This is a genomic window from Tamlana crocina (assembly GCA_040429635.1).
In the GTDB taxonomy this organism is placed as follows: Bacteria; Bacteroidota; Bacteroidia; order Flavobacteriales; family Flavobacteriaceae; genus Flavisericum; species Flavisericum crocinum.
The window spans coordinates 2674269-2700599 of the sequence record CP158972.1 but is presented as its reverse complement, the minus strand read 5'-3'; the positions used below and the strand labels follow the sequence as shown (position 1 = coordinate 2700599).

14 protein-coding genes are annotated in these 26331 nt (G+C 36.6%); all 14 read left to right on the top strand.

The features are described 5' to 3' along the window. Positions 1-12: 12 nt before the first annotated feature. The 14 genes from ABI125_11935 to ABI125_11870 all read left to right on the top strand — a co-directional run bounded on the left by ABI125_11935 (position 13) and on the right by ABI125_11870 (position 26311). Entirely contained in the window at positions 13-1449 is a 1437-nt protein-coding gene (locus ABI125_11935; GenBank protein XCF05433.1) for a sulfatase, read from the top strand. 24 nt (positions 1450-1473) lie between these two features. Further along, a complete protein-coding gene (locus tag ABI125_11930; protein ID XCF05432.1) occupies positions 1474-4530 on the top strand; it encodes a glycoside hydrolase family 2 TIM barrel-domain containing protein in 3057 nt (1018 codons plus the stop codon). A 99-nt stretch (positions 4531-4629) separates the two neighbouring features. Further along, complete coding sequence (locus tag ABI125_11925) at positions 4630-8148, top strand: glycosyl hydrolase (GenBank protein ID XCF05431.1); 3519 nt, start codon at positions 4630-4632, stop codon at positions 8146-8148. Next, on the top strand, positions 8148-9566 hold the full coding sequence (locus ABI125_11920) for a BNR-4 repeat-containing protein (protein XCF05430.1): 1419 nt from the start codon (positions 8148-8150) through the stop codon (positions 9564-9566). The genes ABI125_11925 and ABI125_11920 overlap by 1 nt, the downstream gene beginning before the upstream one ends. A 25-nt stretch (positions 9567-9591) precedes the next feature. Beyond that, the gene (locus ABI125_11915; GenBank protein ID XCF05429.1) at positions 9592-10920 is read left to right on the top strand and encodes a sulfatase-like hydrolase/transferase; all 1329 of its coding nucleotides are present in this window, start codon (positions 9592-9594) and stop codon (positions 10918-10920) included. 28 nt (positions 10921-10948) lie between these two features. Then, positions 10949-12868, top strand: a complete 1920-nt coding sequence (locus ABI125_11910) for a hypothetical protein (protein XCF05428.1) — start codon at positions 10949-10951, stop codon at positions 12866-12868. A gap of 6 nt (positions 12869-12874) precedes the next feature. Then, positions 12875-14695 (top strand): glycoside hydrolase family 2 TIM barrel-domain containing protein, encoded by a 1821-nt coding sequence (locus ABI125_11905; GenBank protein XCF05427.1) that lies wholly within the window; start codon positions 12875-12877, stop codon positions 14693-14695. Positions 14696-14709: 14 nt separating this feature from the next. Beyond that, positions 14710-16206 (top strand): sulfatase, encoded by a 1497-nt coding sequence (locus ABI125_11900; GenBank protein ID XCF05426.1) that lies wholly within the window; start codon positions 14710-14712, stop codon positions 16204-16206. Positions 16207-16271: 65 nt separating this feature from the next. Further along, a complete protein-coding gene (locus tag ABI125_11895; GenBank protein ID XCF05425.1) occupies positions 16272-17696 on the top strand; it encodes a sulfatase in 1425 nt (474 codons plus the stop codon). Positions 17697-17701: 5 nt separating this feature from the next. After that, complete coding sequence (locus tag ABI125_11890) at positions 17702-18487, top strand: DUF1961 family protein (protein ID XCF05424.1); 786 nt, start codon at positions 17702-17704, stop codon at positions 18485-18487. A 37-nt stretch (positions 18488-18524) separates the two neighbouring features. Next, positions 18525-20990, top strand: a complete 2466-nt coding sequence (locus ABI125_11885; protein XCF05423.1) for a hypothetical protein — start codon at positions 18525-18527, stop codon at positions 20988-20990. Between the two features lie 201 nt (positions 20991-21191). Next, positions 21192-22019 carry an SDR family oxidoreductase gene (locus ABI125_11880; protein XCF05422.1) on the top strand — a complete coding sequence of 276 codons (828 nt, stop codon included), beginning with the start codon at positions 21192-21194 and terminating at the stop codon, positions 22017-22019. 20 nt (positions 22020-22039) lie between these two features. After that, positions 22040-23227 (top strand): mannonate dehydratase, encoded by a 1188-nt coding sequence (uxuA, locus tag ABI125_11875; GenBank protein XCF05421.1) that lies wholly within the window; start codon positions 22040-22042, stop codon positions 23225-23227. Between the two features lie 1062 nt (positions 23228-24289). Beyond that, a complete protein-coding gene (locus ABI125_11870; protein ID XCF05420.1) occupies positions 24290-26311 on the top strand; it encodes a cytochrome c biogenesis protein CcdA in 2022 nt (673 codons plus the stop codon). Positions 26312-26331: the final 20 nt, after the last annotated feature.

The following is a 26331-nucleotide window of genomic DNA, read 5'->3' as shown; positions in this document are numbered from 1 at the left end:
TAACACCATAAAATGAAAAAAATAGTTTTATTAATCTGTGTTACAATTGCTAACATAAGTTTTATACATTCTCAAGAAAAAGACTCACCAAATATCTTAGTGTTTTACATAGATGATTTAAGAGCAGAATTAGGATGTTACGGAAGTGAAACAGCAATTACTCCGAATATTGATAAGTTGGCATCAGAAGGTATAATGTTTAACAAAGCCTATACCCAACAAGCCATTTGTGCCCCTTCAAGAATGAGCACCTTAACGGGTTTAAGACCCGAAACCTTGGGTATCTATAGCATTTTTACACCTTTACGTAAAGTTCATCAAGAAGTCGTTACGCTTCCGCAATTGTTTAAGCAAAACGGATACAAAACAATTAGCACGGGTAAAGTGTATCATCATTTTGTAGATGATAAAGAAAGTTGGACAGAACTTGTAAAAAGGCCTTCTAATATATATTTAAAACCAGAGAGCCTTGAGGCTATGGCTGGAAAACGTGCCAAAGGTCCAGCTTATGAAGATGCGGACGTAGCTGATGACGGCTATAAAGATGGCATTGTTGCAAACGATGCCATTAGAATGTTGCATCAATATAAGGATGACAAATTTTTAATGTTTGTTGGTTTAATGAAACCGCATTTGCCTTTTAATGCACCAAAAAAATATTGGGATTTGCATGATAAAGGCAAGTTTGAAATTCCATCAAAGGAAAAACCAGAAGGGATGTATCGTTTGGCTTTAAGTAAATGGGGAGAATTAAAAGGATATCACGGTATACCTAAAGAAGACCCTTTAAACGATGACATTACAAGAACTCTAATTCATGGGTATCACGCTTGTGTAAGCTATATGGATGCTCAGGTTGGTAAAGTCATGCAAACGCTTGAAGAATTGGATTTGAAAAAAAGTACTATGATAGTTTTTATGAGCGACCACGGTTATAAAATTGGTGAGTACGGTGCGTGGTGCAAACACTCAAACGTAGAGATTGATGTTCGTGTGCCTTTAATTATCAGTAGGGAAACCAATGATAAAAAACGACAATCAGGAGTCATTTCAAATGCCTTGGTGGAGAATGTCGATATCTTTTCAACACTTATAGATATTTGTGGTTTTGAGGTCCCAAAATCTGACGGGAAAAGTTTAGTGCCCGTTATTGATAATCCTGAAGCATCTTGGGATGAGGTAGCTACAAGCGTTTTTCCTAGAGGAAAAAATATTATGGGGTGTACCGCAACCGACGGGGAGTGGCGATATACCGAATGGCGAGATTCGGTCACCCACGAAATACTAGGCTCAGAGTTATACGAGCATAAAAATAGCTTACTGTCTTTTGAAAACTTATCAGGGCATGAAAAATACCAAGCAGTAGAAAAACGCATGAAGGCCTTGTTGGAATCGCAATTTCCCAGAGATGGAGCGCCTTTTCCACAAAACGATATACCCAGAAAATAATAAACAATTTTAAAAATGTATAAAATGTCAATAAAACATCAACTACAAACTATTTGCAGTATCTTCTTTATAATGGTTTCGGCAACTTGCTTTTCCCAGCGAACGGTGTCAAACTTTAACAACGATTGGCGATTTATTCTAGATGTAGATAAAACAGAGTTTTCACAAAAATCGATGGACGATAGTGCATGGCAGCAATTAGATGTACCCCACGATTGGTCTTTCGAAAAAGGTGTTAGAAAGGGCGGCGACCAAGGTCAAGGCGGAGGTTATCATGATGGAGGTATAGGCTGGTACCGTAAATACTTTCAAGTTTCAAAAGAAAGCCTTTCAAAAGTAACTTACATCAATTTTGATGGTGTTTACATGAACAGTGAGGTTTGGGTAAATGGTAACCGATTGGGCAAAAGGCCTTATGGGTACATAAGTTTTAGATATAATATTTCGAAATATTTAAAAGCAGGCAAAAATACCATTGCTGTTCGTGTAGATAACAGTTTAGAGCCTTCTGCACGTTGGTACCATCCTTGTGGTATTTATGCGGCAGTTTCTTTAATAGAAGTGAACCCAACGCATTTTAAACCGAATACTATTTTTATAAAAACACCTTCAATTCAAAAAGAAAAAGGAATTGTTACGATTGATGCAGAAATTAATGGAGATATAAATGGCTTAAAATATGATGTTAAACTACTGTCTGCCGATGGTAGTGTTTTATCCAATTATAGCCAAAAACTAAAATCAAATTCACCAAGTGTTGAATTGGAGGTTAAGTCGCCCAAGCTTTGGAGTCCTGAAACGCCAAATATGTATAAAGCCGTCACGAAAATACTGGATGGAAAAAAGGTGATAGATGAAAAAATCACCACATTTGGTTTTAGAACCATAGAATGGAAAACCGAAACGGGCTTTTGGTTAAATGGTGAAAATGTGAAACTAAAAGGGGTTTGTGAGCACTGGGAAGGCGGACCTGTTGGTGGTGCTTGGACCAAGCCCATGTTACGTTGGAAGCTGGAACTACTAAAGGGTATGGGCATAAACGCCATTCGTCCGTCACACAACCCAGCACCTCCTATGTTTTATGATATTTGTGATGAAATTGGATTGTTGGTCATGGATGAAATTTTTGATGGTTGGCATAAAAAAGCACCGCAAGATTACGGAAAACAAGCCTTTGATGAATGGTGGCAAGCAGATGTAAAAGAGTGGATTACAAGAGACCGAAACCACCCCAGTATCTTTGTATGGAGTTTAGGTAACGAAACCCATAGTGATGTGGCCCCAGAATTGGTAGCATTCGGAAAAAGCTTAGATCCAACCCGATTATTTACTTCTGGTGCTGGAAACCCAGAAGATATGGATATTCAGGGCGTTAATGGAGGTTCTGAAACCAAATCGTTTATAGACAGACAAAACGAAAATGAACTAGAAAAACCATTCATTTCTACAGAAGCCCCTCATACTTGGCAAACAAGAGGTTATTATAGAACGCATACTTGGTGGAGAGATAACGAATTGCCAGGTACCTATGAATTGCCAAACTTAACAGAAAAAGAAATTTTCTTCTACGAAGGTTTAAACCCAAAAGACTGGAAGAACAGAAAGCAACGTTTTAATTCCTCATACGATAATGCCACAGTGCGTGTTTCGGCAAGAAAATATTGGGAAGTGATGCGCGATACACCTTGGCATAGTGGGCATTTCCGTTGGACAGGTTTCGATTATTACGGAGAAGCCGGTTTAGTACACGGCGGGTTGCCATTTAACTTGTTTATGGGAGGCGCCATAGATGTAGCTGGTTTTGAAAAAGATTTATACTATTTCTATCAGAGTCAATGGACAGAAGAACCCATGATTCACATGCTACCGCATTGGACGCACCCAAGAATGGAAAAAGGTACCGAAATTCCAGTTTGGGTGTATTCTAATACCGATGAGGTTGAGCTGTTTTTAAACGGAAAATCATTAGGTAAAGATAAACCCGGAACCGTTTGGAACGAAATGCAATGCGAGTGGCTCGTGCCGTACGAAGAAGGTACCATAGAAGCAGTTGGTTACATTGATGGAAAAGAGGTAAACAGAACGTCGTTTTCAACAGCCAAACAACCATCAACTTTACAGAATACAGTAACTAAATTAGAGGCAGAAGGCGATTTTAGAGCGAGTTATATTCTAACTTCAGAAGGAATGGATGCCAATAATAATTTGAATCCTTATGCCGAAAACAGGGTGTACTATAACATCGTTGGTGATGTGGATAAAGTGTCCATGGAAAATGGAAATCCCATAGACCCTACCAGCAGAACAAAAGCCGATTACAGAAGTTTGTTTTTCGGTAAAACCAGATTGTTTTTGGAGGAAGGTCAAAACGCAAAAGAGGCCTCTGTAATTGTAGGTTCAATTCTAGGAGATAAAGCTTTATATGTTTCTGATGAAATTACTATTGATGTGCAATCCGTATGGTTATTTGGAAATAATAACTCCAATGATTTTGAAGTGCTTTATACAATAGATGGCAAAAACCCTGAAACGGATGGTGTGGCTTACACCGAGCCTTTTAAAGTTGAAGACGGTACAACTGTAAAAGCTGTCGTAAAACAAAACGGAGTTCTTGTTTTAACTATGGAAGAAACATTTGGTAAAAACGAAGGGCTTTTCTGGGGAGATGAACATTCTGCTGATATGTGGATTGGTAGAGGTGTTAATATTTCTGCGGAAGATGGTCTTTTAACAGGTTCTGCTAAACCTAGTAGAGATGCACACCGTTTTAAAGGTTCTGGTTTTGTTGATTTTAAAGGAGGCGAAGGCTCAATCACTTGGTATCAAGAAAACGATGGCGAGCGCGGTGATTATAGCATTCGTTTTAGATATATGCACAACAATGAGGGTAAATTATACCCCATGAAATTATACGTCAATGACGAGTATGTGCGAGATATGGAGTTTCCTGCAACTGGCGGTTGGGAAAAAGAATGGAAGTTTGTACCGACCATTATTGTACTGCAATCTGGAGCTAATAATATCAGATTAGAAACCACAGGAGAGAGCGCACCTTACATTGACGAGTTGTTTATAGATTAATCTTAAGTAATAGATATGGGGTTTGTATATGTAATTGCAGTTTTATTGGTTTTAAATATTCTGTTATTTAGGTTTAGTTGTAATAGAAATAGTAAATAAATGAACATTGATTTCAGTTTTAGTATAAAACAGGTGGTGTTACTATTCTGTTTGATTTCAATTTTAACGTCTTGCCAAAACCAGAAAGATAACAGCAATTCAGAAAACAAAGTCAGCCTTGAAGCAGGTTTTGAAAGCCCACCAAACCAAGCTAAAGCTAGAACATGGTGGCATTGGATAAGTGGTAACGTCTCTAAATCTGGAATTACCAAAGATTTAGAAGCTATGAAAGCTGTTGGTATTCAGGAGGCACAATTGTTTAATGTGCATTTAGGTTTTCCACAAGGGCCAGTGAAATATTTAAGTGAGGAATGGTTAGACTTGTTTAAGTTTTCTGCAGAAGAAGCACAACGTTTAGGTTTAGAAATGGCATTTCATAACAGTGCAGGTTGGTCCTCTTCTGGAGGGCCTTGGGTGACTGAAGAACATGCGATGCAAACGGTGGTATCTAGTGAGCTTGCAATTCAAGGCGGAAAAACAATAACCCAAAAATTACCACGACCAGAAACCAAATTCGATTACTATAAAGACATCGCGGTTTTAGCTTTCCCTAAGCCTAAACAAACCATAAAAATTGATGGTTTAGACTATAAAATGCTTTCTGAACGTGTTCGAAATCATTTGTTACCCGATATTAAAGCAATTTCAAAAGAGGCTATTATTCAAAAAGGAACCATTATTAATTTAACTTCAAAACTATCTGAAGATGGGGTGTTAAACTGGGAAGTACCTAAAGGCGATTGGGTTATTTTACGTTTAGGACATACACCAATAGGAACAACCAACAGACCGGCACCACCAGAAGCCAAAGGTTTAGAGGTGGATAAAATGAGTAAAAAAGCCCTAGATGCCTATTGGGAAGCCGGTGTACAACCCATTATTGATAAGTTAGGCGATTTAGTAGGCACAACGGTTAACAATTGTTTAATTGATAGTTATGAAGTAGAAACCACAAATTGGACCACTGGATTCGATACGCAATTTGAAAGTTTAAGAGGTTATGATTTAACGGCATATTTACCAACTTTAGCTGGCTATTATGTGGAAAGTGGAGAAGTTTCAGAACGATTTCTTTGGGATTTTAGAAGAACTATTGGCGACTTAATCGCAGAGAATTATTATGGTCACTTTGCAGACTTATGCCATAAAAATGGACTGAAATTTTCTGTAGAACCCTATTGGGGACCTTTTGATAATATGCAAGTAGGAGCTCAAGGCGATATAGTCATGTGCGAATTTTGGAGTGGTGGTTATCCCTTTTTCGATTCGCCAAAATTTGTATCATCCATAGCACACTTAAACGGTAGCACCATTGTTGGAGCAGAATCTTTTACAGGTATTGGTGGTTGGGACAAGCACCCAGCAAACATAAAATCGATTGGAGATAAAGCTTGGGCAGAGGGAATTACACGATTTATTTTCCATACTTATGTGCATCAACCTTGGGATGTGGCGCCAGGTTTGGCCTTAAGTTATCATGGTTTTGATTTTAACCGATTAAACACCTGGTGGTCGCAAAGTAAGGGTTATATGGATTACGTAGCTCGTTCACAATATTTATTGCAACAAGGTAAAAATGTAGCCGATGTTTTGGTATTTACAGGGGAATCATCACCAAATACAGGGTTTATAAAACCTGAAATCAGAGAAATGGGTTTTGATTATGATTTGATTGGAGCAAATAAATTAAAAGACCTAACCGTTAAAAATGGAGCAATATATTCATCCGTAGGCAATACATATAAGCTTTTGGTCTTACCCGAATCAGACTTTATCAAACCAGAAACTCTTCAAAAAGTAAAAGAATTGGTTTATGGTGGCGCAAAAGTAATTGGTAAAAAACCGGTGCAATCACCAAGTTTAAGCAATTATCCAAATTGTGATAAAGAAGTTGAAACCTATGTTGATGATTTATGGGGAAGTGGTTCGATAAAAGATATGACTATTTCAAAAGCTTTGAGTAATAAAACACCAGATTTTAAAATTGAAAGTAGTGACAATACAGATTTGAGTTTTATACACAGAAAGACAGCTGATGCAGATATCTATTTTATAGCGAATGCTAGAAAAGAAGCCAGAGACATTACAGCGCGTTTTCGAGTTTCAGGAAAGCAACCAGAACTTTGGAACTCAGAAAAAGGCACTACAAAAGATGTGGTAGTTTTTAAAGAAAATGATGATGGAACTACAACAATTCCGTTATCCTTAGGAATGGAAGAATCGGTTTTTATAATCTTTAAAAAGCCTTTGAATATTAATCATTTATTAGAAGTTTCAACAGAACTAGAAACTGCTCAAGTAGAACCACTTTCTAATTTAGAAATTGTAAAAGCTGAATATGGTACCTTTTTGCAAGAAGGCTTAATTGATATTACCGATAGAGTAAATAAAGCTATCAAAAATGGCACTTTAGATTTTAAAATGAGTAGAGCTTTTTGCGATTGCGACCCTGCGATGGGCTATAAAAAAGAGTTCAGAATGGAATACCAAATAGGTGATACCAAAAAGCAGATTTATGCTGAAGAACGTGAGCATATTCATATTGACGCTGGAGATAAATCTCTAAAAGTTTTAAAAGCGGTATTTGGAAAATTTAAAGGAGAAACAACGGGTATTCCTCAGCATTATAAAACTTTTGATGTTACCAAAACGATTAAAAAGATAGTAAATTCTGGAACTTATGATATTTTGGTGACTAATAAATTAATAGGTAATCAAATTCCTGAAGGCGATAAAACTGTTTTAAAAATTAGCTATAAAACTGATGGAGAAGAACGCACTCTATTTATTCCGAAAGGACAGTTTTTAAAATTGTCTAAAGACATATCAAAACCAAAATTAGAATTTAAAAATGATGCCATAAGTTGGACAACACCTTATGCAGGAAAGATAAATTACAAGACATCATCAGGAGGAACAAAAACCGCAGAAGTGACATCCGTTTCAAAGCCTATGGAGTTATCAGGTGCTTGGGAAGTTTCTTTTCCAATAAACTCAGAAGCTTCAAAAAAAGAGACGTTTCCTGATTTGATTTCGTGGACCGATGTGCAAGACGAGTCGATTCAACATTTTTCAGGAACAGCATCTTATAAAAAAGAGTTTGTGTTATCCGAAGAGATGATACAGCCGAATAAAAGTGTAACCTTAGATTTAGGCAGTGTATCCGTTATTGCAGAAGTCATAGTTAACGGCAATAATATTGTATCTTTATGGAAGGCCCCTTTTAGAGTAAATATTGATGAATTTGTGAAAGAAGGGAAGAATACTTTAGAAGTTAAGGTGACCAATTTATGGCCCAATCGATTAATTGGTGACGAAAAACTAAAATTGGATTATCCAAGACAAGGTAAACGCGCAAAACCACTTCCAGATTGGTTATTAAACGAAACAGAACGACCATCTAAAAGAACAACATTTGCCAGTTGGAATCATTATAACCAGAATGATGATTTGCTAAAGTCTGGTCTCCTAGGGCCTGTGAAACTTACATTTTTTGAAACTGTAAAGCTAGAGAACTAATGACTAAATATTTTTATGTAAACCTTTTTATTTGTTTTTGTTTGTTGGGTTGTGTCAATAAAGTCAAAGAACAAAAGACAATTAACGCGGGTAGCCAAATGGTAGATTACTTTGCCGATAATGGTTTTGGTAATGCAGTGGCCATTGTGCAACATCCATCAGGTGTATATCATAAAGGCATTACTTATATAGCTTATCAAGGTGCTTTAGAAGATCCTTATGTAGCGTCTTACAATCATACTACTAAAGAATGGAAAGGTCCGTTCAAAGCGGGAGTTAGTGAAATGGGTAAGGACCCTAATAGAAAGAAAAAAATAGACAATCATGGTAAACCGGCATTGCTTATTGACGATGCAGGATATATTCATATTGCGTTTGGAGGTCATGGTGGAACACCCGATGATGGTAAAAACCCATTAGGAAATCATCACTATGGTAAAAATTTACATGCAGTTTCTAAAAACCCATTAGACATTTCTGAGTGGGAGACATTAGATAACATTTCATTATTTGGAACCTACAGTCAGTTTATAAAAATGGATAATGGCGATATGTATCTGTTTTATCGTCATGGAGCACACAGAAGCAATTGGGTGTATCAAAAATCAACCGATAATGGAAAAACATTTGATGAGCCAGTTTCCTTTTTAAAGCATAAAAGAAGAACTGATATAGAAGCCGAAGATTCTTGGTATCCTTGGCTTTCTAAAGGGAATGGAGACGATATTATTGTAGCATTTGATTATCATATTTGTAGAGACAAAAAAAATGCGCAAGACCCACGAGGTCATATCCCAGAACGACATAATTTATATTATATGGTTTTTGATACAAAAACAGGTGTCTGGAAAAATGTTAAAAACGAACCTTTAGCAATGCCTTTAACCAAAGAAATGGCAGACGAAAAAACTTTGGTTAAGCAAATACCCAATGATTGGACATTTCAAGCTATAGCAGATATAGATTCCAATGGGAATCCTCAAGTTGGTGTAATGGTTGGCCCAGATGTAGGAGCTAAAAGAAGTGGTACTAAGCGCATACAGCATTTTAGATGGGATGGACAAGAGTGGTTACAAGGAAATACCGATAATTTACCGAAAGGGGATGCAGATATTGAAGTGAAATCTACCTCTGAAGTAAGCTTATATTTAGAAAGTCAAACTCCAGCAGATGTTGGAGAAATTAGTAGATGGGATAGTTTTGATGGCGGAAAAACATTTAAAAAGAACTCCGTTTATTTAAGTCGAAAGAATTCCGGTTTTATCATATCTGCGCTTATCGATAATCCACATCCAGATGCTAGAATAGTAGTAGCACAAAAAGAAAAAGGTTCAGATTTTAGAAAAATGTACCTTTTAGGAGATAGTGGTCCAATACAACGTTTACAAACAGAAACTAAAGTTTTAAAAAATAATTAAATAACTGAATAAATAAGCAACAACTATGAATAAATTGAACAAACTGGGTTATATCGTATTATTAGTGATATGTTTTTCCTGTGGAAATAAAACCAAAACATCAGAAGCGAAAGCACAAGCCCCTCAGGAGATAAACCAGACCCCGAATATCGTTTTTATTTTGTCTGACGATCAAGCTTGGACAGACTATAGTTTTATGGGTCATGAGCATATTGATACACCTCGTTTAGACCAGTTCGCTTCAGAAAGCTTAACCTTTACTAGAGGCTATGTGCCAACACCGTTGTGTTCACCATCTTTGGCAACAATCATTACAGGCTTATATCCAAAAGATCATGGTATTTTAGGAAATGATAAGGTCTATGATCGTGGAAATATCCGCGGAAAAGAAAGAGCTGAAGCCTATAAACCCGTTATTTCTGCTTTTGAAAAACAAACCACACTTCCCGATATGTTGAAAGAAAAAGGTTATTTATCGTTTCAAACCGGTAAATGGTGGCATGGTAACCACAAAATTGGAGGTTTTGATTATGGTATGACGCACGGTGACCCAGAACGTGGCGGTCGTCATGGTGATTTTGGTTTGCAAATAGGTAGAAAAGGTTTAGACACCATTAATAGCTATTTAAATTTAGCTGCTGAAAAGAAGAATCCCTTCTTTTTATGGTATGCACCATTCTTGCCACATGCACCTCATAACCCGCCACAACGTTTGTTGGATAAATATTTACCAAAAGCACCTACCGAATATGTTGCTAAATACTGGGCAATGTGTGAGTGGTTTGATGAAACTTGCGGACAGTTGTTTGATATGATTGAAGCCAAAGGACAAATGGAAAACACCTTATTTGTTTATGTGTGCGATAATGGCTGGGTACAAGAACCCAATAAAAGTACATACGTGAAAACCTCAAAAAGAGCGCCTTATGATTTAGGTATTAGAACACCAATTATGTACAAATGGAAAGGTAAAATCACACCAAAAATGGATGATTCTACCATTACAAGTAGTATAGATATGGTGCCAACAGTTTTAGATATTTTGGGTATTGAAAAACCTGCAAATTTACCTGGAGTTAGTGTTTTGGATGAAACAGCATTAACCCAGCGTAAAGGTGTTTTTGGAGAAGTGTATGCGCACGATTTTGATACCATAGAAAATAGTATGTTCTACAACATGGCCATTTTTCCTCCTTACAAAATTATCATTCCAGACCCTGAAAGGAAAAAGAATGAGGTAGTACAACTATTCAATATTGAAGAAGACCCATTTGAGCAAAATAATATTGCAGACGCAAATCCTAATATCGTTGAGGATTTAACCGTAAAAATTACAGCATTTAGAGCGGAATAATTCAAATTGTTTCCAAAATAATATTCAGATGAAGCGTAGAGATTTTATTCAATTATCAACAATAACTGGTGTTGGGTTGTCATTATCAGCGACTAGCTTTTTGAATTCATGTGCCAAAGGTGTAAAAGACATACATTCATCTGAATATAGGACCTTAGTTTTTAATTTATTGAAAGAATGGTGTGATGGCATGATTAAAATTCAAATCATAAATCCATCAGACCCAACAGTACATGGGCAATTTAAATGCCCAACTGGATGGATGCACGGTCGTGTTATCGATGCCGTGTATCCATTTTTTTGTATGGCTAAAATTACTGGCGAACAAAAATATTTAGATGCAGGTATTGCCGTTTTTGAATGGGGTAAAAATGTAACCAAACCCAATGGGGCTTGGACTAACGATGTAGACCCTAAATCCTGGGAAGGCACCACCGTTTTTGCGGCCATTGCATTAGCAGATACTTTAAAATTTCATGGCGATTTAATTGATGAAATCAGAAAAAAACGCTGGTATAAGCGTTTGGAACAGGCTATGGAGTTTGTGTATAACAGGTTTCCTGTGGTAGGTAATTCCAATATCAATTATAGTGCTACTACAATTTATGCTTTGCATTTAATAGGCAACATGCTCAACAATACAAAGTATTTAGAAAGAAGTAAGGATATGGCTAATCAGATTAAAAGCCATTTCTCTGAACCCAATGCTTTACTTTTTGGCGAAATTCAAAATAAAAATAAAAAAGCACTAAGTCCTAAAGGCTTACCGGGTATAGATTTGGGTTACAATATAGAAGAATCTCTTAATAATTTGGTACTATATGCTTTGGAGGCAAAAGATGAGGAGCTTTTGCAAATCCTAAAAAAATCATTAGACTCGCATTTACAATTTATATTACCTGATGGCGGTATAGACAATAGCTTTGGTAACCGTATGTTTAAGTGGACCTATTGGGGCAGTAGAACAAGTGATGGTATGCAATCTGCATTTTCATTTATGGCAGGCGATAATCCAGCCTTGGGAACCGCCACATTCAAGAATACAGAATTGTTAAAGCAGTGTACTAAAGATGGCTTGTTGTACGGCGGACTTAATTATGTGTCGCATGGTGTTGAGGCTAGTGTACATCACACCTTCGCACACGCCAAACCATTGGCTACCATTTTAGACCATTGGGACCATTTACCTAAAATTGATACTTCCACACCGCTTCCGAGAGCAGTAGCCAATGGCGAAACCTATTTTAAGGAGTTAGATGTTTCCCTATTTGGGAAAGGCGATTGGCGAGGAACGGTATCGGCATATGATGCCATTTACAGTACCAGAAATGATGTTAGGCAAGCTACGGGCGCATCGCTTTGTACATTATATCACATGAAAGTTGGGTTATTGTGTACCACAAGTCTGGCGATATATAAACTCTTAGAAGCCCATAATCAACAGGAGCAACCTGGAGAGGATTTTGCACTGACGCCAAGAATAGAAACCTTTAAAGATGATGCTTGGTATACCAATTTATTCGATTTAGAGGCCACTTTTACTTCAAAAGATGAGACGGATAGTTTGGAATACAATGCCAAAGTACAACTAAAAAACGAAGCTTTTGAGGCGGTAACTGAAACAGCTTCAAATTTCAATTTAGACTATACTGCAACTTCTGAAAAATTAGAAATACTTGCGACTACCAATGAGGCTATAAAAACACCAACTGCTTTTGTATTACCAATAGTATCTCCAACAGGAGAAAAAGTAACACAAGTTTCAGAACATGAAATTACTATTGAGAAACCCAACGGCGTAGTAAAAATCACTTCAAGTTCAGTTATAAAAATAAAAGATACACCAAAAGAAAGGCTATTTAATATGGTTCCAGGAGTAGAAGCAGTACCGTTAATCATGCCTTTTGAAGATAAAAAACAAGTTAGAATTACCATTAAAGTTATTTAAAATCACATGAAATATATTGTAAGCATAAGCCTGCTGTTCATTTCAATTTGCGCATTTGCGAATCAACCTTTATTACAGAATAGTTACTTAAGAAATGGACAAAGCTTAAATGGCAGGTGGCATTACATTGTAGATGTTTATGAAACTGGATATTATAACTACAGAATGGAACCACATGATGGTACCGAAAACCCTGGTTCTAGTGCGTACTTTTTAAATAAAAAACCACAAAATAAAACGGATAGGGTAGAGTACGATTTTGATACAGCACCAACTATGGTCGTTCCCGGCGATTGGAATTCACAAGAGGAAAAACTATTTTATTACGAAGGTACAGTTTGGTACAAAAAGTCTTTTAACGTTGAAAATTATGATGCTTCCAAACGTTACTATTTGCATTTTGGAGCGGTTAACTACAAAGCAGATGTGTATTTGAATGGTAAGAAACTAGGTGTTCACGTTGGCGGTTTTACGCCTTTCAATTTTGAAATGACCCATCTTTTAAAAGAAAAAGATAACTTTTTGATTGTAAAGGTTGATAACAAACGTTTTGCGGATGAAGTGCCAACTTTGAGTACAGATTGGTGGAATTACGGGGGTATAACCAGAGATGTTACCATTTATGAATTAGATGACACTTTTATCGAAGATTATAAAATTCAGCTGACTAAAAACAATAACAGAGAAGTTTCTGGATACATTCAATTGAATGGGGATAACAAGGGAAATCAAAGCGTTAGTCTTTCCATCCCAGAATTAAAAATTAATACATCATTTACAACGGATGCTAACGGATTTGTAGCGGTAAAATTTCCTGTGAAACGCGTGTCGTATTGGAGTGACACAAACCCGAAATTATACGATGTAAACATTGCCATTTCAAACGATAAGATATCTGATAAAATTGGTTTTAGAACTATTGAAACTAGTGGGAAGCAAATTTTATTAAATGGTGAAAAAATATTTCTGAAAGGCATTTCCATTCACGAAGAAAACGTCATGCGTGGTGGTAGAGCTTGGTCTATTGAAGATGCTAGGGTACTGCTAGGTTGGGCAAAAGAATTGGGTTGTAATTATGTACGTTTAGCGCACTATCCACATAATGAGAACATGATTCGTTTGGCAGACCAAATGGGTATTTTAGTTTGGGAAGAAATACCGGTGTATTGGACCATTCAATGGACGAATACAGAAACCTACAACAAAGCTGAAACGCAGTTATCAGAATTAATACAACGTGATAAAAACAGAGCCTGTTCCATCATTTGGTCAATGGCCAACGAAACGCCTACATCTAAAGAACGTTTAACTTTTTTAACCAATTTAGCAACTAAGGCTAGAAAATTAGATGACATGCGTTTAATTAGTGCCGCTTTAGAAGACCACGGCAAAAAAGAAAACAAAAACATCATGATTGTAGAAGATGAATTTGCCGAGGTTGTGGATGTGTTGAGTTTCAACCAATACTATGGTTGGTATGGAGGAAATATTGATAATATTAAAAATATCCGTTGGGAAATAGATATTGATAAGCCAGTCATTATTTCAGAATTTGGGGCGGGTGCACTTCAAGGGTATCATGCCGATAACATGACGCGTTGGAGTGAAGAATTTCAGGAATTATTATATGAAGAGACTTTACCAACCTTAGCAAAAATACCAGGAATTAGTGGTATTACACCTTGGACTTTAGTAGATTTTAGGTCACCAAGACGTACCTTAATTCCTTACCAAGATGGATGGAACAGAAAAGGTTTGATATCGGAAACAGGAAACAAGAAAAAGGCATTTTACACCTTGCAATCATTTTATAAAAACATCAAATAAGTTAAAACTTAAACATGAGGAAATTACTCGTTATAACAGCTATTTTTGGTTTATTAATTTGTTCTTGTAAAAGCAAATCATCATCAGAGCAAGTTGCTTCTGAAGTACCTTCAAAACCTAATATATTGTTCATCGCTGTGGATGATTTGAACAATATGATTGGACCAATCGATAACTTTTCAAACGTAAAAACACCAAATTTTGATAGGTTAGCAAAAATGGGGGTGACCTTTACTAATGCTCATGTTCAAGCACCACTTTGCGGGCCTTCGAGAGCCTCAATAATGACAGGGTTAAGGCCTTCCAATACTGGAATTTATGGAATGGCACCTGATAATGAAGTGCGACGGGAAGGAAATCCAGCGACCAAGGATATCACGTTTTTGCCCGAATATTTTGGAAAAAATGGATATCATACCATGGGTATTGGGAAATTGTTTCATATTCATGCGCCAGACAGTGTGTTTCATGAATCTGGTGGTCGTGTTGCAGGTTTTGGGCCATTGCCTAAAAAACGATTTGTTTGGGATGGTTTTGGTAAAGGGATTAAATGCGTACATGGAAAAACAAGTACAGACTGGGGTGCATTTCCTGAAGCTGATAGTTTGATGCCTGACCATGCTTCTGCAAATTGGGCCATTGAACGTTTACAAACAGATTATGACCAACCTTTCTTTTTGGGGGTTGGATTTTTACGCGTGCACGTTCCATTATATGTACCTCAAAAGTGGTTCGATTTATATCCTTTAGAAGACATTGAAACACCACCTTATAAAGCAGATGATTTGGCTGATATTCCCAATGTTGGTTTACAAATTAATGATTTGCCTATGATGCCTACCACAAATTGGGCGATTGAAAGTGGTGAGTGGAAAAAAATTGTACAAGCCTATTTGGCCTGTATTAGTTTTGTAGATAACCAATTAGGGCGTGTTTTAGATGCTTTAGAAAATAGCAAATATGCCGATAATACGGTAATTGTATTATGGTCAGACCACGGGTATCGTCTGGGTGAGAAAGAAACTTTTGCCAAACACGGATTATGGGAAACCGCTACCAAAGCACCATTAATGTTCGCTGGACCAGATTTACCAAAAGGTAAAAAGATTGACGCACCAGTGGAGTTTTTATCCATTTACCCAACGTTATTAGAACTTAGTGATTTACCGGCGTATTCAAGAAATGAAGGTAAAAGTTTAGTATCTATGATGACCAACGATGAAGGTGTTGAAGACGCTTATGCATTAACAACTTATGGTATGAATAACCATGCGGTAAGAACCAATCAGTTTAGATACATTCAATATGAAGATGGTACACAAGAATTGTACGACCACAGTAACGACCCTAACGAGTGGACGAATGTTGCAGGAAAAGAGGAGTACAATGAAAAAATTGAGGAATTAAAACAATTATTACCTACTACGAATGTAAAATGGGATGAAAAATCTAAGTATACATTTCAACCTTATTTTGTGGAGCAGAAGGCGAGAACGAGTGGTGAGTATTAAGATAGGTGTAGTTTAGTCAACTCTAAATTTTAAAATTATAAATTGTAAAAAATAAACCTATTAACATGCTTAAAATCATTAGATATACTTTCATTTTCCTTTTTGTATTGGTGTCCTGTAAAAATGAAAAGAAGCATACTGAAGTTGAAGTAGCTAAAGAAACGAAACCCAAAAACATCTTATTCATCGCAGTTGATGATTTACGTCCAGAATTGAATTTTTACGGTGCCAACCATATCCAATCTCCAAATTTAGATAAATTAGCCAGTGAGAGTTTGGTGTTTAATAGGGCCTATTGTAATGTACCTGTTTGTGGTGCTTCAAGAGCAAGCTTGCTTACGGGTGCAAGACCAACACGTCATCGTTTTATTGATGCTAAAACGGAAAAAGACCATGATTACCCAGAGGCAGTTTCATTGCCCCTGCTTTTAAAACAGAATGGATATAAAACAATATCAACTGGTAAAATATACCACGGAGGCAAAGACGATAATGCCGCTTGGGATTCTAGATGGTTCCCTAAAGGAAATGTTAGAGACTATCAATTAGCTGAAAGTTTAAAGCAAGCAATCGCCACAGGTTATGGGCCGCCTTTTGAAAATATTGATGTAGAAGACGATGCTTATTTCGATGGCAAAATTGCCCAAAAAGGGATAGAAGACTTACAAAAACTAAAAGAAGGAAATCAACCCTTTTTTCTGGCACTTGGTTTTATGAAACCACATCTGCCATTCAATGCTCCGAAAAAATATTGGGATTTGTACGATAGAAGTGCCATTGAACTTCCTGAAAGCTACGTGCAGCCAAAAACGACACCCAAACAGGCCTTTCATAAATTTGGAGAATTACGAAAATACCATAATATCCCTAAAAATGGCGATGTGCCAGAGGAAATGGCTAAAGAATTGATTCATGGCTATTATGCCTGTGTAAGCTATGTGGATGCACAAATTGGTTTGGTTCTGGATGAGTTAAAGCGTTTAGAGTTAGAAGACGATACCATCGTAGTTTTATGGGGCGACCATGGTTGGAATTTAGGTGACCATAAATTATGGTGCAAGCATGTCACTTTTGAAACCGCTTTAAGGACACCGCTCACCATAAAAGTTCCAGGTAAAACCAGTGGGCAACAAACCGATGCTATAACGGAGTACATAGATGTTTATCCTAGTTTAGCGGAATTAGTTGGTTTAGATAGTCCTGAAACCGTTGAAGGACAAAGTTTTGTGCCCATTATAAATGGAGAATCCCCACAAAAGGACTGGGCGGTATCTAAATTTAAAGATATGGTTACCTTAATAAAAGGCGATTTGTTTTATACGGAATGGGTTAAAGATGATGGGATAGCTTATGCCCGTATGTTATTCAACCATAAAACAGACCCTTTAGAATTAGATAACTTAGCTGAAAAGCCAGAATATCAAGATACTGTCAATCAACTTGCTGTGGAGCTAAGAGAAAAATGGGGGAAAGACTTCTTAAGTAAATAGTGTTTATGAAGTGGGATGTATTTTTATTAGTGTTTTTAGTCCTTGTGGTTTCTTGTAAAACAAAAAAGCCTCTTAACGAAAAGATCAGCAATACCCAAGAGGATTGGAAATTGACTTTCCAAGACGATTGTACCAAAGATTGGTCTAAACAATGGACTTTAGATGGCTTGATAGCTACGGTTGAAAACACTGAAGAAGGCATGCATTTTAAAGCAGGTCCTGAAGCCGAGAATGATGCACATCATGCGGTTTTATGGACAAAAGATTCCTATAGTGGAGATATAAAAATTGAGTTTGATTACATAAAAACAGATGACGCCAATAAGTATGTAAATATTCTATATATTCAAGCAACTGGTGACGAAGAAGGTGTTTATGAGAAAGATATTGACAAATGGAAGCACTTACGAGAGATTCCTAAAATGAAGCTGTATTTCGAAAACATGAACGCGTTTCATATCAGTTTTTCAGCTTTTGGAAATAAAGGTGATGGTTTACATTATGTTCGCGCACGTCGCTACCCCAAGCCAGATGATAAACCCTTTAATAGTATTGTAGTTGAACCATCATACGATATGCAGGGTTTATTTGAAAAAGGAAAAACCTATCATATAACCGCCATTAAAACTTCAAAAAAACTAAGTTTTAAAATGGAGCACGAAGGTAAAGAACAATATTTTGAATGGGATATTACCAAAGTAGCTCCAATTTCAGAGGGGCGAATCGGGTTACGGCACATGTACACGCGTTCGGCTATCTACAAGAACTTTAAAGTTTATTCAAAAAAGTAAAATAGAATACAAATTTTTAAACTAATAAATAGAGTAGATGTTAAAGAAGAGTAGAGGATTTAGTATTGTTTTAATATTAATATTTGGGATGCAATTTAGCACATCCCAATCCTTAAAACATCCTGTTATTTGGGTAACTCAAGAAGAAAAACAGCATGTTTTAAATCTTATAGAGGAATACGATTGGGCTAAAACAATGTTCGATGATTTAAAAGCCGTAGTCAACAACAAAGTTAATAGGCACCAAATGACTCCAGAGGCAATATTGTCAGCCATTCCAGAGATTCCAGTCGACGATAACCTAACCGAATTTGAGGCTGTAACCGTTGAAAAACATACGGAAATATTAACAAATGCCTCATACGCAGCAATGCTTTATTTTTTAACCGAAGACAAACAGTATGCTCAGTTTTCAGCAGATATTCTTTGGCATTATGCTGCTATTTTGTCTAAACGAACTCCTGAAACTACTACGATTTGCGGTAATCACTTTTATGATCCACGAACCACCTACGGCCAGTTCGCTTTGGCCTACGATTTTATTTATAATTTTTTACAGGATTCAGAAACTAAAGTTTTTAAAAGTTCAACTAATAAGAGGGAAGAATTTGATAAATCGGTTTTTCAAGAGGCCATTTCGAATATGGTTGGAAACACCTTGCAGGAATACGGTCGACCGGACGAGCATGGCAAGTTTATTTCAAATCACCCGGTTTTAACTGCACCAGGAGTACTTTTTGGTATTCTTTGCGTTGATGATGATAAAGAAAGGGAGCGGCTATTTAACGTGTTTTGGGAAAAGGGTACGGCCCATCAAAATTCGTTTAAGAATACCATTTTGCCCATGTTTGGTAAGCAAGGTGTTTGGCCAGAATCTACTAGTTATAGCTTTATGTCTCCAGTAAGCTTGGTATTAAATGTTATAGATCGGGTATACCCTGAAATGCACGTAACGAAAGGATATAAAAACATTTTTAAAGGGAACTTTTTATTTGACAATTTAAGAATGCCCGATGGCCGTTTTGTACGTTACGGAGATTCTAAAAGAGAGCATGATGGCACTGAAAAATTATATAGATATACGCTTCATTTGGCGCAACGTCGCGGTTATACAAATTTAGAAAAACAAGCCAAAGTAGCGCTAAGGCAAGCCTACAATCGTCGAGGAGGACATCAACCTAAAATAGGAGTTTCAACTTTCAATAATTATGATCCCTTAAAGCTATTTTGGGGCGTACCTGTCCCAGAGGAAATAAATACACAGATAGATTTTAAAACACCAACAGTTTTGGTGGAGCATGCAGGCATCGCTTTACAGCGTAATTATGTCGATTCAAATAACGAATTGTATGGCTTATGTGGTATTATTGGAGGTGCGCATTATGTGCATTCGCATGTAACAGGAATAACTATGGAACTCTATGGTGCGGGCTATGTTATGGCTCCTAATGCAGGCTTGCCGCCTACAGTAAAGGAACGAAGAATCCCTCTACATGAAAACTATTTTAGACTTTATGCGGGAAACAATACGGTAATCGTTAACGGAACTTCCCATGGTGCCCAGCCCGGGTCGTGGAAAAGTGGGGCGCATGTTTGGCAAAATACTGTTGTGAATATCGCATCAGAACCCAAACATTTGGAAAATCCGATTAGCGAGCATTTTAACTTTGCAACTCAACAGCTAAAAGACACTGTTAATAACTGCATTCAAGAACGTACATTGAGCATAATTCGTACCAGCGATAAAACCGCATATTATTTGGATGTGTTTCGCTCTAAATCTTTAAATGAAAATAAGTTTCACGACTACATTTACCACAATATAGGAGATGCCGTAACACTAGAAAATGATAAAGGAAAAACTTTAAAAACTCATATTACCAATCGCTATCAAACAGATATTGGTGATCCCGTTCAATCACCAGGTTGGCGTTACTTTGAGGGTACGAAAACAACCAAAGCAACCAAGAACGGAGTTAGAGCAAAATTTCACATAAACTTCGATAACCGTTTAATGCACATGTTCGTTCCAAAAGGAACCGAACGAAGTTACACTACGGCTCTAGCCCCAGCAACAAGAGAAGCTAAAAATAGCTATGAAGAAAAAGCAACACAAGTTTTGACCATAAGACAGCAAGGCGAGGCTTGGGAACGGCCTTTTGTAGCTGTTTTTGAACCTTCTGTTAACAAAAAACCGAGTGTGCAAAGTGTAACGCCTTTAATGGATGGAAATGAAGTAGTAGGTGCCACTATAATTTCAAAAGTTGATGATAAAACTATTACGGATTATGTAATTTCTTTAAACAGTTTAGAAGAAAGTTATTCCAATACTAAATTGGGTATAACTTTTAAGGGGCGTTTTGGGGTTGTAAGAGTAGAGGACATTGATAAGAAACAAAGAACAACCCTTTACATTGGTGAAGGTGTTAAGCTGAAATTTAATGATTATAATTTAGTAAGCAACAAAGAAAGAAGGGCGATTGAATTATTTGGGGTATTTTAGCAGGTAATACCATTTATTATGTACTTTTGTAATTTACGAGTAAGTAAAAAAAAAAGAGAGTATTATCATGATGTTTTTTTTGGGAATGATGTAATGGAGTGGTGTTTTGTATATAGCCATTTACGGTAGTTCCCTAATGTTTAAAATACGAATTAAGTTGTAATTTACATATAGTGATTTATAAAATAAAGTTAAAATTCAATGAGTAAAGTAGTAGTATTAACAGGAGCAGGAGGTGTTTTGTGCAGTACAATGGCCAAAGCTTTTGCCCAACAAGGACATAAAATAGCGGTCTTGGACTTGAAGAAAGAATCTGCTGACAAAGTAGCGAATGACATTGTTTCCGAAGGCGGAACAGCTATAGGTATAGCATCCAATGTTTTAGAGGTAGAGTCCTTAAAATTGGCAAAACAAGAGATTAATGAAAAGTTAGGTCTTTGCGATATTTTAATTAACGGTGCAGGAGGGAACCACCCTTTAGGGACTACCACAAATCCACATTTGCTTGAAGAGGATATGGATAATAAAATAGAAGGGTTTAAAACCTTTTTTGATTTGGATCCTGAGGGCATAAAATTTGTTTTCGACTTGAATTTTATTGGTACATTATTGCCAACACAAGTCTTTGCAAAAGATATGGTTGGGCGCACAGGGTGCTCTGTATTAAATATTTCTTCAATGAACGCCTATACGCCTTTAACAAAAATACCAGCTTATAGTGCGGCTAAAGCGGCAGTTTCTAATTTCACCCAATGGTTGGCTGTTCATTTATCTAAAGTAGGAGTGCGGGTTAATGCTTTGGCTCCAGGCTTTTTCTTGACCGAACAAAATAGGGCACTATTAACTAACCCAGACGGAAGCTTAACGCAAAGAGGACAACAAATTATAGATCAAACCCCAATGGGACGCTATGGAAAACCTGAAGATTTAGTAAGTACAACACTGTTTCTTTGCGACGATAATTCCTCGTTTGTTACCGGTGTGGTAATACCGATTGACGGAGGATTTTCTGCGTATAGTGGAGTGTAATTGAATTAATAGTATTATAAATGGAACAAACATGGAGATGGTACGGGCCAAAAGATCCCGTTTCCTTAAGCGATATAAAACAGGCCGGAGCAACAGGTATTGTTTCTGCTTTACATCATGTGCCAAATGGAGAGATTTGGACAATTGATGAAATTCAGAAAAGAAAAAAAACAATAGAAGCACATGGGCTTAGATGGAGTGTGGTGGAAAGTATACCTGTACATGAAAACATTAAAACACGCACAGGTCAATATGAATTCTTTATAGAGAACTATAAAAAAAGTATCGAAAATTTAGCTAGCTGTGGAATTGGAGTGGTATGTTACAATTTTATGCCAGTATTAGATTGGACACGTACAGATTTAGAATTCGAGGTAGAGGATGGTTCTAAAGCATTACGCTTTGATGTTATTGCATTTGCCGCTTTTGAATTGTATTTGCTAAAACGTCCGGGTGCTCAAGATTCCTATTCGGAAGATCAAAAAGCCCAAGCAAAAGCTTATTTAGAAAAGTGCTCTGAGGAGGAAAAGCGAAAATTAATCAATAACATAATAGCGGGACTTCCTGGAGCAGAAGAGGGGTATACTTTAGAACAATTTCAAGGTATTTTGGATACCTACAAAAACATCGATGCCCAGAAATTGCGCGAAAATCTAGTAGACTTTTTAAAAGAAATCATTCCGGTCGCTACAAAAAACAATGTGCTGATGTGTATCCACCCAGATGATCCACCATATCCTATTTTAGGCTTGCCTAGAGTTGTAAGCACTGAAGAAGATTATGCTTATTTGTTTTCTCAAGTTCCTGATAGATCTAATGGTATTACGTACTGTACTGGTTCGTTAGGGGTAAGAGCCGATAACGAATTGGTTAATATTTTTAAAAGGTTTGCTGATAGAGTTCATTTTTTACATCTAAGGAGTACCAAACGAGACGCTAATGGTAATTTTTATGAGGCCAATCATTTGGAAGGGGACGTTGATATGTTCAGCGTTGTAAAAGTAGTAATTCAGGAGGAGGCCAAGCGTGCCGCTGCAGGAGCAAAAGATGCTAAAATACCTATGCGTCCAGACCATGGTCATCAAATGTTGGACGATTTATCTAAAAAGACAAACCCAGGTTATTCTGGTATTGGAAGATTGAGAGGATTGGCGGAATTAAGAGGGCTTGAAATGGGAATAGCGAAATTGTTGATCGATAATAAATAAACATATTTTATTTAAGTCTAAAAGACCACCGTCTTTGACGGTGGTCTTTTTTTAAAGGCTCTGCCATTTTTAGGTTTACCATCTAAAACTTTTTTAAGATGAGTAAATATAGAAAATTAATACATGTGTTATAAAATGTGACTATCATATCGAATTCACGCCCAAATGTGTTTCCGAGTCCAAGAGGCCATGGTAAAATCGCTCGTGAAATATAATTTACAAGTAAGCAGCACTTCAAAGGATGTCATTATTCAAGAAATGAACGTAAAAAAAGACCATGTCATTTAAATAAAAATCAAAGCCTCCGCTTTGAACGGAGGTTTTTTACTTTGTACAGGACCCTTGCCAGTAGAGGAGAAAATAGAGTTGATCCTTTCGGTTTGAACTTTTCCATTCAGCTTTATCGTAACCTATTTCGGAAAGAAAAACCAGATTGTGGATTTTGTTTAGTAAAATAAAAGTCTAAATTTAAAAGTTGCATTTTCGGTTATGTTGTCCCGACGAAAGAGATAATAAAGCAAAAAAACTTAATATATAAAACAAAAAAAACAGTAATTTTTTTGCTGTTTTTTTTGTGTCCATTTTTTGTTGCAAGCACAGATTAAACAGAAATTTGTTACTAAAACTTTATCCTTTAAAGATTTAAATCATTTGTTGTTAAAAATATTTGAATTAGTTACTCAAGTTTGAGCAAAAAAAATATTAGAGGGCTGGGAACAAGCTAGCTCTTTTATTAAAAGTATCTTAAATAGAATGGTGCAGAATTTTAAACATTTATTTTTAAACATTAAACAATTAAAATCAGTGATGATGATTTAAGCAAAATAAGAACCAACTTTTTAAAGGAGCACGAACAGGCTGAAGATAAAAATGGATTCGATATGCAATTGTTGACGAATTATTTTAGATTTAACAAAAATATAAACGCCCCTAAGCATTTTGAAGATATAGTAAAAAATGACCCCAAAAAACATTCAAAATATGGCAGAGAAAGTCCTCACCGATGGAACATCTTATAATATGGAGTTTAAACCTAAACAATAATATATAAACCTACCAAATATGAAGAAGACAGTTGTATTTTGTATGCTTTTAATGGCCTTAGTGGGCAAAGCCCAAATATTGGAGCCAGTAAAATGGGACACATCAGTTGAGAAACTATCGGATTCAGAATTCAACTTAATAACAAAAGCACGAATTCCATCTGGTTTTCACCTGTATTCTCAGAATATATCAGATGGAGGTCCCATACCAACCTCGTTTATTTATGATGACAGTCTAGGTAATTTTAAAATTATTGGAAAGACCCAAGAGGAGGAAGGGCAAACGGTAAACGACCAGGTGTTTGAAATGGAAATTAAGTATTTTGAGAATACGGCCATTTTTAAGCAAAAAATAGAAATTATAGGAGAGGTTCCAAAAATTCGAGCGTTTGTAGAGTACATGATTTGTGATGATACTAGGTGCTCTCCTCCCACTGAAGACGAGTTAGTTTTTCGTATTAGTGGTAGCAGCTCATCAACAGATACGGGAACTTCTGAAAGTACAGAACCCATAGATAATTCGGTAGCTAATAAAATGCTTTACGGAATAACCGCTGATGATATAAACAGGGCAGAAGCCAATTGTGCAGGAGAAAATGTAATGGTTCCGGAGGCCGATAGCAAAACAAAGTCATTATTTAGTATTTTTGGTTTAGGTTTTTTAGGGGGGCTGCTGGCTTTGTTAACTCCTTGTGTGTTCCCAATGATACCACTTACAGTTAGTTTTTTCACAAAAAAGAGTGGCAAGGGTAAATCGGCCGGAATTTCAAAAGCATTGCTTTATGGCTTTTTTATTTTTGCGGTGTACATACTTTTAAGTGTGCCTTTTCATTTATTGGATTCTGTAAATCCAGATATTTTAAATGAAGTATCCACCAACGTTTGGCTTAACATTGTTTTCTTTGCCATATTCGTGTTTTTTGCTTTTTCGTTTTTCGGATATTACGAATTAACCTTACCTGCCAGTTGGATAAATAAAACTTCTAGAGGAGAGGATGCAGGTGGTTTAATAGGCATATTTTTCATGGCATTAACCTTGGCCATTGTATCGTTTTCGTGTACAGGCCCTATATTAGGGTCGCTACTGGCTGGTTCGTTAACTGCAGATGGAGGGGCTTGGCAGCTCACCGCAGGTATGGCTGGTTTTGGAGTGTCTTTGGGCTTGCCTTTCGCTTTATTTGCTATGTTTCCCAATATGATGAACGCTTTGCCGAAATCAGGCGGATGGCTTAATACCACAAAAGTTATTTTAGGTTTTTTAGAGCTTGCATTGGCGTTTAAGTTTTTATCAAATGCCGATTTGGTTCAGCACTGGAATTTGTTAAAAATAGAACCCTTTTTAATTATATGGATTGTTATTTTTGCCGGGTTGGCATTGTATCTCTTCGGAAAAATAAGGTTTCCTCATGATACGCCTATTAGAAAAATGTCTTTGGTAAGATTGGCAGGAGGGGTATTGGTGGCATCTTTTGTTATTTATCTGGCTTCTGGCTTTAGGTTTAATAAAGAAACGAACACCTTTACCTCGTTAACTTTGTTAAGTGGTTTGGCGCCGCCAGTTACTTATAGTTTTATTTATCCTCAAGATTGTCCTAATAATTTAGAGTGCTTTAAGGATTTAAAAACCGGTATCGCTTATGCACAAAAAGTCAATAAACCCATTATGTTGGATTTTACGGGATATGCTTGCGTTAATTGCAGAAAGATGGAAGAACACGTATGGTCTGAAAAGCGCATCGATAATTATTTGCGTAATGATTATGTGCTAATTTCATTATATGTTGATGATAAAAAAGAGTTGCCCCAAGAGCAGCAAATATTGGTAAACCGAATTAATGGAGGGAAAAGAAAATTGGAAAACTACGGACATAAATGGGCCAATTTTCAAACCCAATATTTTCAGACCAACTCACAGCCTTACTATGTGCTTTTAAACCCCGATGGCACTAAAATATTAAATGAACCTGTAGGGTATATGCCCAGCGAAAACGATTATGCTAAATTCTTGGAATGTGGACTCGAGGTTTTTGAAGCACTTTAGAATCAATAAGACTTTAAAAT

What these genes read in the sequence shown, in the direction of transcription:
- ABI125_11905 (XCF05427.1), top strand. Translation starts at nt 12,875, where the DNA reads ATGAAATATATTGTAAGCATAAGCCTGCTGTTCATTTCAATTTGCGCA.
- ABI125_11880 (XCF05422.1), top strand. Translation starts at nt 21,192, where the DNA reads ATGAGTAAAGTAGTAGTATTAACAGGAGCAGGAGGTGTTTTGTGCAGT.
- ABI125_11925 (XCF05431.1), top strand. Translation starts at nt 4,630, where the DNA reads ATGAACATTGATTTCAGTTTTAGTATAAAACAGGTGGTGTTACTATTC.
- ABI125_11895 (XCF05425.1), top strand. Translation starts at nt 16,272, where the DNA reads ATGCTTAAAATCATTAGATATACTTTCATTTTCCTTTTTGTATTGGTG.
- ABI125_11885 (XCF05423.1), top strand. Translation starts at nt 18,525, where the DNA reads ATGTTAAAGAAGAGTAGAGGATTTAGTATTGTTTTAATATTAATATTT.
- ABI125_11930 (XCF05432.1), top strand. Translation starts at nt 1,474, where the DNA reads ATGTCAATAAAACATCAACTACAAACTATTTGCAGTATCTTCTTTATA.
- ABI125_11920 (XCF05430.1), top strand. Translation starts at nt 8,148, where the DNA reads ATGACTAAATATTTTTATGTAAACCTTTTTATTTGTTTTTGTTTGTTG.
- uxuA (XCF05421.1), top strand. Translation starts at nt 22,040, where the DNA reads ATGGAACAAACATGGAGATGGTACGGGCCAAAAGATCCCGTTTCCTTA.
- ABI125_11890 (XCF05424.1), top strand. Translation starts at nt 17,702, where the DNA reads ATGAAGTGGGATGTATTTTTATTAGTGTTTTTAGTCCTTGTGGTTTCT.
- ABI125_11870 (XCF05420.1), top strand. Translation starts at nt 24,290, where the DNA reads ATGAAGAAGACAGTTGTATTTTGTATGCTTTTAATGGCCTTAGTGGGC.
- ABI125_11910 (XCF05428.1), top strand. Translation starts at nt 10,949, where the DNA reads ATGAAGCGTAGAGATTTTATTCAATTATCAACAATAACTGGTGTTGGG.
- ABI125_11935 (XCF05433.1), top strand. Translation starts at nt 13, where the DNA reads ATGAAAAAAATAGTTTTATTAATCTGTGTTACAATTGCTAACATAAGT.
- ABI125_11900 (XCF05426.1), top strand. Translation starts at nt 14,710, where the DNA reads ATGAGGAAATTACTCGTTATAACAGCTATTTTTGGTTTATTAATTTGT.
- ABI125_11915 (XCF05429.1), top strand. Translation starts at nt 9,592, where the DNA reads ATGAATAAATTGAACAAACTGGGTTATATCGTATTATTAGTGATATGT.